We start from the raw sequence: 14,154 nt of genomic DNA on the forward strand, positions 1-14,154 counted from the left end.
TTGCTGAGTAATCGCCGCTCCACTTGGCGTGCCCCTGACTTCTACTTGCGCCGCCATGCGGAGGCGATATTTCCGCGCGCGGAACCGCCTTTTGCATTCCCCGCTTCGCCCTCCGCCCAACACCATCCTCTTTATGCGCATAAAGCCATGTGCAAACGGCCTATAACTGTTGCATCTGACCAAAAATGTTTGAATTACAAAATCACCAAGGTAAAATTCAGCGGCGTCCAAAAAAAGGAGGTGAACATTGGCAGCAGAAATCATCGCAGTGACACAGCAGAAGGGCGGGGTCGGTAAGAGCACAATTGCGATGCACCTCGGCGCAGCTTTTCATGAGCGCGGCAAACGCGTTCTCGTCGTCGACGCTGACGGACAAAACACACTCATCCATTGGGCCAGCGCGGCATCGGATAGCGACTCAGGCATTCCATTTCATGTCGTCAATCTCTCTGAAGCCGGTGCGCAGATCCATCGCGAGATCAAGAAGTTCGTCGCCGACTACGACCTGATCGTCGTCGACTGCCCGCCGTCCATTACGGAGAAGGTCTCGGGTGTTGTCCTTCTCGCCGCAACTGTCGCGGTTATCCCGACGTCCTCATCTCCCGCCGACTATTGGTCAAGCGTTGGCTTGGTCAAGCTGGTTCAGCAGGCTCAGGTCATGAACGAAGACCTCCGTGCCGTCTTTCTCCTCAACAAGACGGAAGAAAAGCGCATGCTGACCCGCGAGTTGAAGCGCGCGCTAGAAGAACTCGGCTTCCCGCTTCTACGCACCCAGATTCCCACGCGCGAGGCGTACAAACAGGCAATGGCACTTGGTCAGACGGTCCTGCAGATGAACGATCGTGGCGCCAAACTCGCCAGTCTTGAGATTCGCGCATGCGCTGATGAGATCGCCGCCCTGCTCCCTTGAATTTATGCGCATAAAGGTACTTGAATGAAACCGTCCCAATTCGCCAAAGGCTTCCAGGCCCGTCCCGATTCGACAAGCAGCGAAAAGCGTACGGCGCTTGATCGGCTCAATGCGATCGATGGCCTGGTGCAAAATGCGCCCAAGAACGCAAACATCGCCGCATTCAAGAATCCCGTTGCAACGTCGTCTGTCCCCAGCGAAGTCGAATCGGCTGATGCCGCGAACGAGTCGATTGAATATCGGACCTGGCGTGCCGAACATGGTTATCGCCCTGGACAGATCATCGAGCTCTCGCTGAAGGCAATCAAACCGAGTCCGTTCAATCCACGGTATTTCTATGTGAAGTCCTCGATTGCCGAGCTTGCGGTCAATCTCGCGAAGCAAGGACAGCAGCAGGCCATCCACGTCATTCCCGATTACGACAATCCGGGCAGCTACTTCGTCAGCGATGGTGGCAGGCGCGTTCGCGCGCTGAAGGAAGCCAACAAGGAAACGGTGAAGGCGATCGTCGTCGACCTGCCCATCGGGATTCAGAGCTACAAGCTTGGCTATGACCTCAACGTCCAGCGCGATTCGCAAACCGTGTTCGATAACGCAGTCGTCTGGCGCCGCTTTCTGGATGAGAAACACTTTCAGAGCCAGAAGGAACTCGCCGAACATCTCGGGCTTGATGAGTCGACCATCGCAGTCGCGCTCTCCGTTGCGAAACTGCCCGAGACGGTAATGCAGGAAATGGTCGCGCGACCCGATCGCTTCGGCTCGAATATGGCGTATCAGGTCGGCCGATATCACTCGGCCCGCGGCACGGATTCCACGCTGCGTCTTATCAACAAGATTCTCTCCGACGACTTGAGCACGCGTCAGGTCGCGGACATCGTGAAGGGCAGGGCAACGGCGCAGGAAAGCGCAAAGCCGGCAGGACGCCAGCGTTATGCACAGCGACTGGATATCAAGCTGGGCGGTGTGTCGGTGGGTGACCTGAAGTCATACGGTGATGACCGGCTCGAACTCAAGCTGCGCGGACTGTCGCGTGACAAGCGCGACGACATTCTCCGGCAAATCGAGCAGATGCTGTCCGACCAGTCGTAGGAAGCAGGAAAGGTAGCGCGCCGATCGCGGCGCGCTACATCGGAATCAGGCGGCTCGCGATTGACTCAGCGTGAATGCGAGCAAATCGCCGTCCGTCGGCTCGCCCCAGGTCTTGCGCGCGAGCCAATCGAAGAATGCGGTTTCCGTCAGCTTCGATTCGAGACCACGCCGACGCCAATCATCGCGCATGTGTGCGCCGAGCCCCGGCAATTCATCTTCCTCGAATGAGTGCCGCGCCACATCGCGCTCCGCATCGCCCTGTTCCTCGTACAGAGCCTGCGCTTCCTTACGCCGATACGCCATGTACTCGCCCAGCAGCCGCGCCTTCGCATCGTCGGCGGGTGCGCCGGCAAGCGCCTTGCCAGCAGGCGTCGAAGGCAATGCCTCGACGGGCGGCGCATAGCCCTTCTTGAGCGCATCCTTGAAGAGCGCAGGCGCGCTCCGCACCGGCGGCAACGTCGTGCTGCGCATCCGCTGTTCCGTCATTTGCAAGGCCGCACGAATCCGGTTTTCTTCGCTATCGGCGTAGAGCGTCTGCGCCTCCTTCAACGGAATACCGATCTTCACCATCCGGTCGACGAGCGTACTGTCGAATACATTCGGATGCTCATCGAGCGCGAGCATCGGCTGCTTGCGTTCGGTCACCCGGAACTGGATTTCGGCCACCCGGCGACCTTCGCGATGTTCGATCAGTTCGACGAAGATATTCGTGACGGCATTCACTTCTGCAATTGCGGGACGCAGATAGTCGCGCTTGAAATACTTGTACTCGCGCTTGGCTTCATCGCCGGCTTCCGTGTCGGGCGTGCCCGACAGGATGGGCCGCCACCATTCCCATGCCTCGCGCATCGTCAGATGACTCGGGTTGGTCAGATAGCGCACGCAGATTTCGTATAACGCCAGCCCTGCGCTGCTGCGCAGCTGGCTTTGAAACTGCAGGCTCAACCGCGCGTACTGCACGGGATCGAGCAGCTTCTTCTTGATCTTGGGTGCGAACGAAAATTCGACCCAGACACGGCGCGTCGCCGGATCTTCAAGAATTTCGGCGTCGGCGATCAGCGTCGAGATGCCCCATTTGCGGCCGGGCTTCTGACTCGACGACCCCTGACTCCATTCGACCTGCACGGAGACCATGCGACGCAAGTGCTCCTTGACGAGGGCAGTGTCGTTCGAATCGAATGCAGAATTGGCAACGATGTCGGATAGCAAGGCGCGGTACGTGTCACCCGCTTCGTCGGCCTGCTGCGCGACCGTCAGCAAGACGTTGAACAGTTTGCGGGTGAGCAGCGTGATCTTGCCGCTCTTGGGCTGAATGGCGATCGCCTCGACGGCTTTGCGCAATTCGGCGGAGCTTGGGCTCACCACATCGGTTTTTTTCGCGCGCTTCGTGGCCATGCGTCGAGTCGAGAAGAGATTTTGCGAAAGGATACCGGCTGCGGTGATGCGCGTCTATAGCGTCTGTCTCACCTACTTTGGGTGAAATCCGGCTGCGATCAGCGCCTCACCAGGAGCAAATCCCGAAAACGCTCACCTATCGGCGGAACAAGCGTTTCCGCGATCCCTTGATGGTCGTGAGCCTGGCTTGGATCGTCTGAAATGGCCTACATCGGAAGCCGACGCCTCGCTTCCCGAAAATGCTCACCTACGGGTCCGTCGCAAATGTGCGACGAGATTTTGCCGTCTGGATTTATGCGTCAGCAAATCCTGGATCTTCTCGACGTGTTTGCGTCGAGACCATGTACAGCAACGTTCACGAGCAGCGATCGCGGCTGCCGACGGGAGTTCCAGGGACGGCAGCCACTCGCCCGCACCTTCGCTACCTACTTCGCTAGCTATTCTGCGGGTCGAAAACGCGGGATCCGTCAGTCGGCATCACAGGAAAAGCGGAAAGCACTCCGGGCGCAGCGGCTCATTCGGTGATCGCTTCGCAGGACTGCACCGGCCTCCCCCGAATATCCTCACCTAAGCCATTCCGCGAAACGAACGCTGTCGCGACTTCCCGCCTGCAGAGAAAATTTAACGTGGCAATTTTGTCCCGTATCTCCTCACCTTTGCTTCACAATTCGTTTGGAAGCCTGATCCCGCAAATCCTCACCTTTCGATTGAAATCGATGAAAACCACATAAAAATAAGGACTTAGCAGACACCGCCAGAAATGGTGGTCAACCAGGCACAACACCAGGAATCCCGAATAGGCTCACCTTGCATCGGGTTTTGCTCGAAGCAGTGCGTAAATTCCGTGCGATGCAGAGTCCCGAAAATATTCACCTTTCGCGTCATCGTATGTGAACGGATCGATTGCAACAGCCGCTTCCGCTATAGATATTGCGGCCACCTCTGCTCGAATTTGTCCTGTATTTCCTCACCTTTCGCGCAAAATACGTATCTCTGCGCTCCCGCAGAATCTCACCTTTAGGTTTTTCACGACCGATTCTGGCCCAGGATATGCGTACCGCGCAGACTCCCGAATCCGCTCACCTTAGACACGTTAAAGTCGAAAAGCGGATCCCAGGTGCTTCCGACGATGTCAATTGCCTCCCGCAAAACCTCACCTTTAACGAATTCGTGCGGATAATTGGCGCTCGCAAGCCTCATGGCCCCGAAAAACCTCACCTCAGGATCCATTTTTCTCCCGTGATGGCTCACCCAGAGCTTCGCAGGCGGTCCAAAATGGCTGAAAACCCAATCGATCACCCGTCCCGAACCCACTCACCTCGTGTTAACCCGTCCCAAAACTGCCTGGTCAACGCATACAGGCCACAAAGCGTCATCACCTCCCGAAAATGCTCACCTAAGATCGTCACTCGTTAACTCGACGTTCCCGAAGCCACTCACGATGTTTCCCGACCTTGCTCACCGACATCCCCGAACCCCATCACTGCAACGTCCCGTCAAAGCTCACCATCTTTCCCGAAAAGCTTCACCTGATCGACCGCAAAGCCTTATCCAGCAAGGGTTTCGCCAGGCGTTAACGTCTTTAACTAAGGTTCAAAGGTGTTTACTTTTATTACTCTCTACAAAGAGCCCCGCGAGTACACAGAAAAAACAAAAAACCCGCTCACCCTCGTTCAGCGCAAGCGTGAAACAGTGCCAAAACAATGGTGGCCCAGATAAATCTTTTGATTAACAATAGCTTAGTAGCGATTCTTCGATTTGTTTCACGCTTCATTCGACACACCGACACCTTCGAGACCCATTCAGCGGACTTGGCAGCGAATTCCTAGGAAGGACTCATGCAAATTCAAAAAACGTATCGGATACTACGTAAATTGTTATGATTCTTCGAATTCACGTGGATCTGAGGCAAGAATGAATCTGGACGAAGAACGCCAAGCCATCCGAAAAGAACTCGATGCCTTACGCGCGAGTGGCGCGCGCCGTCAGGAATTGTCGCTGCACGCCTGCAAGCGTCTGTTCTTTGATCTCGGCATACGGCCATCGATGGCTGCTGTGCGGGACCTCACCCAAACAGGCAGCGCGAGCGACATCCCAAAAGACATCGACAGTTTCTGGGAGCGCATTCGGTCTGCGTCTCGTGTACGGGTGGGTGTCGGTACGATTCCGAAAGCGCTGGAAGAGCGTGCAGGTGAATTGCTCGGCGCACTCTTCGAAGACGCCCTGACACAAGCGCGCGAATCGCTCGAAGAAGAGCGACAGGAAATCCAAGCCCTGCGTGCCGCCGCTGCACGCGACTCCCAAGAAGGCCAGATTCGTAAGGAAATTTCTGAAGAGGCGATACAGCGTAGCGAAGCTCGCGCCGATGCCGCCTGGGAACGCGTCCGCATTCTTGAGACTCAGCTTGCTTCTGCGAACACCAGCGAATCGGCGAGCCAACAGGGCTTGAAGACAAACGCTCGCAGGCTGGAAGCCGAGAATGAATCGTTGCGCAAGCGGCTGGACGCGGAACAATCGACGAATGCAGGTTTGCGCGACCGGCTCGATGCATTACACGGCGAGATGCGGGCGAATGCCGAACACTACGCGCAGCAAATCAAGGATGCCGTGGCGGAAGCCGAGCGTCGCGTAAAACCGATGCTTGTCGAGCTGGATTCGTTACGCGCGATGGCGGCGACGTATCAGTCAGGTGTACGCGATGCGAGCCGAAAAGAATTCGATTTCATCCAGCAACTGGCCGCCGCGAAGGCGCGCGGCGACAGACTCGATGCGCAATTGCGCGAGCAGTCCGATGAACTCGATCTCCTCACACGCCAGATGACCGCGCTGCGGGCGCAACAAGGTATCGATCCCGCCGTTGCGCAGTTGCTCTGCCAACTGGCGAATGCCGGAAGATTGAGTGAGGAGGAACTGGAATCGGTCGGCACCGCTGTCGATGGGCACGTTTCCCTGCCGGCGCAGTGTCCAAAATGCATTGAGGGTGAGCCGGAACTCTCTCAGATGGATCACCACTACGAATTGCTGTGTCCGGAATGCGAGCACACGTCCGGAACGGGCAACTCCCGGCTGGCGGCCGTGACGCGCTTCATGTCGACCGCGCAATCATCGACATCGTCTTGATCGAGAAAGACGTTTCAATTTCCGTAAACGCTCGAGGTGAGCGTTTACGGGATCACTGAGGTGAAGGTTTACGGGAGCCCGCTAACCGTCGTCCCGCGCGCCTTGGTGATCTTCGGACAGTGCCTCTATCTCACCGAGCCCCATCTCGTGCTCGAATTTTTCCTGTTCACGCCATGTTTTCCACGCGCGGTGCAATCGATTCGCGGAAACTGCTTGCGCGAACCCAAGCCACTGTCCGACGACATCCGCTTCTACGCCACTTTCGAACAGATCGGCTGCGAATGAATTGCGCAACGTATGCGGGCTCGCGCGTGCTTCGCGTGACTGGCCGATCCCCGCGGCATCGACCAGCGCATCGACGGCTCGGAGCATCGTCGCCTTGTGCATCGGGCGTCCTGAAGGTGACGCGGGAAAAACCAGCTCGCCAGGCAGTTCGGCCTGTTTGCGCTCATCGAGCCACGCATCGAGCACAGACACGGCGAACGGCGCGAGCCGCGTTCTGCGCGTGAACAAAGGATTCGTCGCTTCGATCACCACCCACGGCGAACCCGGCGTCACGCAATTAACCGAAAGCACCCGAGCTTCCCCCGTCTTGATACCTCCACCGAGAAATACAGCAATCAACGCCCGGTCGCGGCGCTCGCGCCAGCGTTGCGCCGCTGTGAGATCCGTGACGGGCGAGAAAAGATAGGCGATCAATGCGGAACGTTCCGCGATGCTGAGAAATCCCGTTGGCTCGTTGTCGCGCGCGTTTCGCCATTCTGCTTCGCCATCCTGAGCAATGAATCGCGCGGGATTGGTCGACGCCAGTTCTATTTCGCGGACATGGTCGAGCACGCGCTCGATCAATCGCAAATAGCGTGCACGCTGCGGCTTTCGTATCGACAAGCCTGCGACGAAGTCTGCGATGGAGCGCATGTCGACGGTCACGAGATTCTTGTGACGCGCCTGTAGCCACTCGAGAAAAAGGCCCCATTGCGCCCGATAGACTTCAGCAGACGAGTTGCGGAAGTTCTGTCCAGCGAGCCATGCATCGAAGGCAGTGCGCGGATCGGCAAGCCAGTCCTGACGTTCACGATCAAATAGATCAGCTTCCGCGCCAGCGGGAGACGGACCAGCAGAGCCAAGCGGATCGTTGGAAGTCATAGTCTATCTTTCCGTTAGTTGCGCGCAAACCATTGTAATCAGTCGACTCGCGGGGCGCGGCGTCGACTTTACGCGCATAAACTCTCACCGCCGGTGCGGACTACCCGCCCCAGGCACGACCAGTCGCATGATCGCGATCGCCAATGCGCCGCTTCGTTGCACCGGCTTTCGCTTTCTCCGCGTCGTCATAGGCGGCAACTGCAAACGCAAATACAGCCGGCAACGCATTCGACCGGCTGAAGTCGACCGCGTCGTCGGTCTCTGGGAACTGAAAGTCGCCGGGCCGTTGAAACAACCCGAGCATGAAAGGATCGTGTCGGCTGGCAAAGCCAAGATCGGCGAGCGCTTCCGCTTCGATCGCGTGCAGAAGGCGCCATGTGAGCGGCACCTGCTGCACGATGTACCGCGCTGCAATGTGCCGGACGATGTGTTCGAGGTCACGCGCCGCAGACTTGAAGCGCAGCGCAGCCAGATCCTGTTCGTTGTTCAGATTGTTCATTCTTCGGCTCCATCGGACTGCGTATACTGTACAAACATACAGTATCGGCTGCAACCGAGATGACCCGAAGAATCATGATTCCGCCTAGCCGTGAATCACGACCAGCAATGCTTTCGCCTCGCCTTTGCCGGCATTACGTATCGCGTGCGGCTCGTCGGCGACGTAACGCGCGGTGTCGGCGGCTTTGAGCCGTTTGGTCGTACCAGCCGCTTCGATATCGATGGTGCCGTGCAACACCGTCAGATGTTCGCGCGTCCCAGGTTCATGCGCATTTGAAACCAATGCGCCGCCCGGCTGCAACGTCAATTCGTACCATTCGAACTTCCCGGCCAGCTCGATCGGCCCCCAAACCCGCAACTGATATCGCGCTTCGTGACCGCTCAGCGTCGGAATCTCATGCGGACCGGAAACCGCAATCGGATCCGGCGCTTTCTGAGGCGCAAACAGTGAATCGAGGCTTACACCTAGCGCGTTCGTGAGCCGCCACGCGACGGCGATCGTTGGATTCGCCTTGTCGCGCTCGATTTCCGACAGCATCGATTTCGACACACCCGCTGCGCGCGACAAATCGTCGAGCGTCATCTTGCGTTCACTGCGCAAGCGCTGAATCTGCTCGCCGACGCGCGGCGGCACCGAAACAGACTGCGCCGCCGTCGTCGCCGCAGCCGACGAACCCTTGCGCATTCCCGAACTTGCCATTTCCTGACCTATCGATTAGAGTTGTTCGACATATCGAACTTTAGTTCGAAAAATCGAAAATATCCGATAAAACTGACAGCCGACTATAACAGGCCGCCGCGCCGCATGGTGCGGCGCGAAGCCAGCCATTCAAGGAGCCGTTTTCATGCGTGATCCCTTCCTCGCGCATCTGCGCAGCACGCTCGACCAGATTCGCGCCGATGGTTTTTATAAGACCGAACGCGTGATCGCAAGTCAGCAATCGTCCGATATTCAACTCGAGAGCGGCGCAGATGTGCTGAACTTCTGTGCGAACAATTATCTCGGGCTCGCGAACGATGCGCGCCTGATAGCCGCGGCAAAAGACGGGCTCGACAAGGACGGCTTCGGCATGGCCTCGGTGCGTTTCATCTGCGGCACGCAGACCGTGCACAAGGAACTCGAGCGTGCGCTGTCCGCGTTCCTGAAAACGGACGATTGCATTCTCTATTCGAGTTGCTTCGACGCAAACGGCGGCCTGTTCGAAACGCTGCTCGACGACAACGACGCGATCATCAGCGATGAGCTGAATCACGCGAGCATCATCGACGGCGTGCGGCTGTCGAAAGCGAAGCGTTACCGCTACAAGAACAACGACCTCGCCGATCTCGAAGCGAAGCTGCGCGAAGCCGATGCAGCGGGCGCGCGCTTTAAGCTGATCGCGACGGACGGCGTGTTTTCGATGGACGGCATCATCGCCAACCTCGCGGGCATCTGCGATCTCGCAGACCGCTACGGCGCGCTCGTGATGGTCGACGATTCGCACGCGGTCGGCTTCATCGGCGAACACGGACGGGGCACGCCCGAACATTGCGGCGTGCTCGATCGCGTCGACATCATCACGGGCACGCTGGGCAAAGCGCTTGGCGGTGCATCGGGCGGCTACGTCGCGGCACGTCAGGAAATCGTCGATCTGTTGCGGCAGCGCTCACGTCCGTATCTTTTCTCGAACACGCTGACGCCGAGCATCGCGGCCGCGTCGCTGACGGTGCTCGAACTGCTCGCGAGCGACGAAGGTAAGCAACTGCGCGAACGCGTGCGCGCAAACGGTGCGCGCTTCCGTCAGGCGATGAGCGCGCACGGCTTCACGCTCGTGCCCGGCGAACATCCCATCATTCCCGTGATGCTCGGCGATGCGCAACTCGCCTCCAACATGGCGGACGCGCTGCTGAACGAAGGCGTGTATGTGATCGGCTTCTCGTATCCCGTCGTGCCGAAAGGCCGCGCGCGCATTCGCACGCAGATGAGCGCCGCGCACACGGCGGAACAGATCGATCGGGCCGTCGACGCGTTCGCGCGCGTCGGCCGTTCGCTTGGCGTGATCTGAAACAAGGCATCGACATCAATGAAAGCACTGGCAAAACTCGAACGCGCACCGGGTCTCACGCTAACGCGTGTGAAGAAGCCCGAGGTGGGTCATAACGACGTGATGATCCGCATCACGCGCACGGCAATCTGCGGCACCGATATTCATATCTGGAAGTGGGACGACTGGGCACAGAAAACGATTCCCGTGCCGATGCATGTCGGCCATGAATACGTAGGCGAAATCGTCGAAATGGGCCAGGAAGTGCGCGGCTTTTCGATCGGCGATCGCGTATCGGGCGAAGGGCACATCACGTGCGGCTTCTGTCGCAACTGTCGCGCAGGTCGCCGGCATTTGTGCCGCAACACGGTCGGCGTGGGCGTGAATCGCGAGGGCGCGTTCGCCGAATATCTCGTGATTCCGGCGTTCAACGCGTTCAAGATTCCGCCTGAAATCTCCGACGATCTCGCCGCGATCTTCGACCCGTTCGGCAACGCGACGCACACGGCGCTGTCGTTCGATCTTGTCGGCGAAGATGTGCTGATTACGGGCGCAGGACCGATCGGCATGATGGCCGTGGCGATCGCGAAGCACGTCGGCGCGCGCAACGTCGTGATCACCGACGTCAACGATTACCGGCTCGAACTCGCGCGGAAGATGGGCGCGACGCGCGCGGTGAATGTGTCGCGCGAATCGCTGCGCGACGTGATGAGCGATCTGCACATGACGGAAGGCTTCGACGTGGGCCTTGAAATGTCCGGCGTGCCGAGTGCGTTCACGTCGATGCTCGAAGCGATGAACCACGGCGGCAAGGTCGCGCTGCTCGGCATTCCGCCTGCGCAAACGGCGATCGACTGGACGCAGGTTATCTTCAAAGGCCTCGAAATCAAGGGCATTTATGGCCGCGAGATGTTCGAGACCTGGTACAAGATGGTCGCGATGCTGCAAAGCGGCCTCGATCTTTCGCCGATTCTCACGCACCGATTTGCCGTCGACGATTACGAAAAAGCCTTTGCCACGATGCTGTCGGGCGAAAGCGGCAAAGTGATTCTCGACTGGACCGTCTGACGGCTCGGTAAAAGCGGATTCAACCCGCAGGCGGCTTCGCCGCCTCTGTCTGAATGATGACGTGGATGTCGTCGCCCACAGCGGGATACCACGTTGTCAGACCGAACTTCGATCGGCTGAACTGGCCGTCCGCGGAAAAACCGAGCGTATCGGCTTTCGTCAGCGGATCGCGGCCGTAGCCGTTGAACGTGACATCGAGCGTGACCGGCAGCGTCACGCCGCGTATCGTCAGATCGCCCGTCAGCTTGCCGCGCGCGTCGCCCGTGCGCTCGAAGCGCGTGCTGACGAACCGGATCTGCGGATTGCGCTCCGCATCGAGCATATCCGTGCCCTTCACCATGCTGTCCAGTTGCGGAACATTCGTGTCGATGCTCGCCGCGTCGATCGTCACCGTCACCTGGCTCTTGTCCAGCCCGCCTTCCTTCCAGTCGATCTCACCTGCCACGCGGTCGAAGCGCATCGTGAAGCGCGTGTATTTGAAGTGATCGACGTTGAATGTGACGCTGGTGTGATGCGGATCGAGCTTGTACTGACCGACGGGCACGCGCGCTTCCGTCTGCGTGACCGTGTGCGTGACGACCTGCAGCGGCGTGCATGCGCCCAGGGCCGCGACGATCGCGACGGCAGACACGGCACGGCGAAAAACAATGCTCATGACACTCACCTTTTAAACAATCCTCCGACACGATAATGCATGCCGCGCCAAACCGGCAGGTAATGCGAAGCGAGCCCATACTTGACGAAGGAGAATGATCGTTCTACCCTTCGGTCATGGCTACTCCCGACGATACACAAGACACGGCAGGCAGCGCGCGCGAGCGCCTGCTCGACGCGGCGGAAGCACTGATCTACGCGGGCGGCATCCACGCGACGGGCGTCGATGCGATCGTCCGGCAGTCGGGCACCGCGCGCAAAAGCTTCTACACGCATTTCGAATCGAAAGATGCGCTGGTCGCGGCCGCGCTCGAGCGCCGCGACGAACGCTGGATGAAGTGGTTCATCGAAGGGACGCTGCGCCGGGGCAAGAATCCGCGCGCGCGTCTGCTCGCGATGTTCGACGTGTTGCGCGAGTGGTTCGTATCGGACGACTTTCATGGCTGCGCGTTTCTCAACGCAGCGGGTGAGATCGCTTCGCCCGACGATCCCATCCGCGTCGTCGCGCGCGAACACAAGGAACGGCTGCTCGAATTCGTGCGCGTGCAATGCGACGAATACGTCGCGGCGACGGGCGAAGACAGCAGGCGCGCGGCGCGGCTGTCGCGCCAGTGGCTGATTCTGATCGACGGCGCGATCGGTGTCGCGCTCGTCAGCGGCGATGCCGATGCCGCACTCGATGCGCGCGCCGCTGCCGGCCCGCTGCTCGATTCCGCAAGTGCAAGCTCCCGCTCGTCCAACCGGCGAGCGTCCACCTGACGCAGTTCAACGAGGAATCATCATGGCCGATATCGAAAGACGTCCACCCGTCCCGCCGTTCACGCGCGAGACGGCCATCCAGAAAGTGCGTGCCGCCGAAGATGCATGGAACACGCGCGAGCCCGAGCGCGTGTCGCTTGCGTATACGCCGGACAGCAAATGGCGCAACCGCTCGGAGTTCCCGGTGGGCCGCGCTGAAATCGTCACGTTCCTGCAGCGCAAATGGGCGAGGGAACTGGACTATCGGCTGATCAAGGAACTGTGGGCGTTCACCGACAACCGTATCGCCGTGCGCTTTGCTTATGAGTGGCGCGACGATTCGGGCAACTGGTTCCGTTCGTACGGCAACGAGAACTGGGAGTTCGACGAAAACGGCTTGATGGCGTATCGCCATGCGAGCATCAATGACAAACCGATCCGCGAAGAAGAGCGTCTGTATCGCTGGCCGCTGGGCCGTCGTCCGGACGATCATCCCGGGCTGTCGGAACTGGGCCTGTAATTCACGCTCATTCAAACGGTGGACGCGCGCACGGCGCGTTCACCAGGATGCAATCGTTCGTTCGCTATCGTTGCCGTCTGCAGGCGCGTTGTCGTCCCGAGCGCACACTCCATTTCGGTGTAGGGTTTGTGGGGTACAGTGCGCGACTGGAGAGCAATTCGACACTAATCGCGACATTCAGATGCCGGCACGCGACCGGTTGCGGAGAGCACATGCCGTTTGGGAAGATCAAGAACAAGATTCGTCGTGCATGCGTGGCAGGTTGTGTAGCAAGCATCGGTTGGCTGGTAGCGTCGGGCGCGCAGGCCGCCGACTGGTGCAGCGGCGGCATCTGGGCCGATGCGATGATCGGCTCGTATCACATCAATCCCGACCCGGATACCCACTTCGAGCCGTTCAATCCCGGCCTTGGCGTCGAATGCTGGCTCAACGGGCAATGGGCGTTGACGGCGGGCGGTTTCCGCAATTCGTTGCGTCGTCCGTCGTGGTACGGCGGCGGCGTGTGGGCGCCGGAGTTCGTGCACTATGGCTTCATTCGCCTCGCGGTGATCGGCGGCATCATCTCCGGCTATAACTACGGCAACTGGGGGCTCGGCCACGATCACACGATCGGCCCCGTCGTGGCACCCATCGTGATGCTCGAATACAAGCGCGTCGGTGCGAACATCATCGTCGTTCCGCCCATTCCTTCCGATAATCTGCCGTTCACACTCGGCTTTCAGGTGAAGTTCAAGTTCTGAACGCAACTCACTGAACGGTCCACTTTTGCTTTCGAACCAGAATGGTGAGGCTTTTCGGGAGTTGTGTTTACGGTGAAGCATCGAGGCAATCCTTGCATCACCTGAAGCATAAAAACCCCTGAAAACAGGCATCTAAATGGCGCGCGCGATACGTTCGACGTTATCGGGGTGAATCGCGCATGCATCAAAGGTGAGCGTTTACGGGGCGTCGAATGCCAGTACAACTGCCTCCCGAAAGCTCTCACCTTTGCA

The 14,154-nt window shown here is 59.0% G+C and carries 13 protein-coding genes; 8 read left to right on the top strand and 5 right to left on the bottom strand.

Going from position 1 to position 14,154, the window contains the following annotated elements:
* Positions 1-247 precede the first annotated feature (247 nt).
* Both parA and FRZ40_RS22870 read left to right on the top strand, forming a co-directional pair.
* Positions 248-910, top strand: a complete 663-nt coding sequence (gene parA / locus FRZ40_RS22865; RefSeq protein WP_028366801.1) for a ParA family partition ATPase — start codon at positions 248-250, stop codon at positions 908-910.
* Between the two features lie 24 nt (positions 911-934).
* Positions 935-1,999 (top strand): ParB/RepB/Spo0J family partition protein, encoded by a 1,065-nt coding sequence (locus tag FRZ40_RS22870; RefSeq protein WP_028366802.1) that lies wholly within the window; start codon positions 935-937, stop codon positions 1,997-1,999.
* 45 nt (positions 2,000-2,044) lie between these two features.
* Here the strand turns inward: FRZ40_RS22870 and FRZ40_RS22875 are convergent, their stop codons facing one another.
* Positions 2,045-3,394: a replication initiation protein gene (locus FRZ40_RS22875; protein WP_028366803.1), complete on the bottom strand. Its 1,350-nt coding sequence runs from the start codon at positions 3,392-3,394 to the stop codon at positions 2,045-2,047.
* A 1,914-nt stretch (positions 3,395-5,308) separates the two neighbouring features.
* On the opposite strand from FRZ40_RS22875, the gene FRZ40_RS22880 reads away from it, so the two are divergent.
* Positions 5,309-6,514, top strand: a complete 1,206-nt coding sequence (locus FRZ40_RS22880) for a DNA-binding protein (RefSeq protein WP_147235678.1) — start codon at positions 5,309-5,311, stop codon at positions 6,512-6,514.
* A gap of 81 nt (positions 6,515-6,595) precedes the next feature.
* Here the strand turns inward: FRZ40_RS22880 and FRZ40_RS22885 are convergent, their stop codons facing one another.
* The 3 genes from FRZ40_RS22885 to FRZ40_RS22895 form a co-directional block, all read right to left on the bottom strand.
* A complete protein-coding gene (locus FRZ40_RS22885; RefSeq protein WP_147235679.1) occupies positions 6,596-7,660 on the bottom strand; it encodes a tyrosine-type recombinase/integrase in 1,065 nt (354 codons plus the stop codon).
* Between the two features lie 100 nt (positions 7,661-7,760).
* Positions 7,761-8,159: a DUF2471 family protein gene (locus FRZ40_RS22890; protein ID WP_147235680.1), complete on the bottom strand. Its 399-nt coding sequence runs from the start codon at positions 8,157-8,159 to the stop codon at positions 7,761-7,763.
* Between the two features lie 84 nt (positions 8,160-8,243).
* The gene (locus FRZ40_RS22895; RefSeq protein WP_028366808.1) at positions 8,244-8,858 is read right to left on the bottom strand and encodes a helix-turn-helix domain-containing protein; all 615 of its coding nucleotides are present in this window, start codon (positions 8,856-8,858) and stop codon (positions 8,244-8,246) included.
* Positions 8,859-9,003: 145 nt separating this feature from the next.
* Here FRZ40_RS22895 and FRZ40_RS22900 point away from each other — a divergent pair, with 145 nt between their 5' ends.
* Positions 9,004-10,203, top strand: coding sequence for a glycine C-acetyltransferase (locus FRZ40_RS22900; protein WP_028366809.1), 1,200 nt, complete (start codon positions 9,004-9,006; stop codon positions 10,201-10,203).
* An 18-nt stretch (positions 10,204-10,221) separates the two neighbouring features.
* On the top strand, positions 10,222-11,250 hold the full coding sequence (gene tdh, locus FRZ40_RS22905) for an L-threonine 3-dehydrogenase (RefSeq protein ID WP_147235681.1): 1,029 nt from the start codon (positions 10,222-10,224) through the stop codon (positions 11,248-11,250).
* Between the two features lie 19 nt (positions 11,251-11,269).
* On the opposite strand, the gene FRZ40_RS22910 is transcribed toward tdh, so the two are convergent.
* A complete protein-coding gene (locus tag FRZ40_RS22910) occupies positions 11,270-11,905 on the bottom strand; it encodes a YceI family protein (RefSeq protein ID WP_028366811.1) in 636 nt (211 codons plus the stop codon).
* 116 nt (positions 11,906-12,021) lie between these two features.
* On the opposite strand from FRZ40_RS22910, the gene FRZ40_RS22915 reads away from it, so the two are divergent.
* The 3 genes from FRZ40_RS22915 to FRZ40_RS22925 all read left to right on the top strand — a co-directional run bounded on the left by FRZ40_RS22915 (position 12,022) and on the right by FRZ40_RS22925 (position 13,902).
* Positions 12,022-12,663: a TetR/AcrR family transcriptional regulator gene (locus tag FRZ40_RS22915; RefSeq protein ID WP_028366812.1), complete on the top strand. Its 642-nt coding sequence runs from the start codon at positions 12,022-12,024 to the stop codon at positions 12,661-12,663.
* A 22-nt stretch (positions 12,664-12,685) separates the two neighbouring features.
* The gene (locus FRZ40_RS22920) at positions 12,686-13,162 is read left to right on the top strand and encodes a nuclear transport factor 2 family protein (protein WP_147235682.1); all 477 of its coding nucleotides are present in this window, start codon (positions 12,686-12,688) and stop codon (positions 13,160-13,162) included.
* Positions 13,163-13,374: 212 nt separating this feature from the next.
* Positions 13,375-13,902 (top strand): hypothetical protein, encoded by a 528-nt coding sequence (locus tag FRZ40_RS22925; protein WP_028366814.1) that lies wholly within the window; start codon positions 13,375-13,377, stop codon positions 13,900-13,902.
* Positions 13,903-14,154: the final 252 nt, after the last annotated feature.

Source organism: Paraburkholderia azotifigens, from assembly GCF_007995085.1.
Lineage (GTDB): Bacteria > Pseudomonadota > Gammaproteobacteria > Burkholderiales > Burkholderiaceae > Paraburkholderia > Paraburkholderia azotifigens.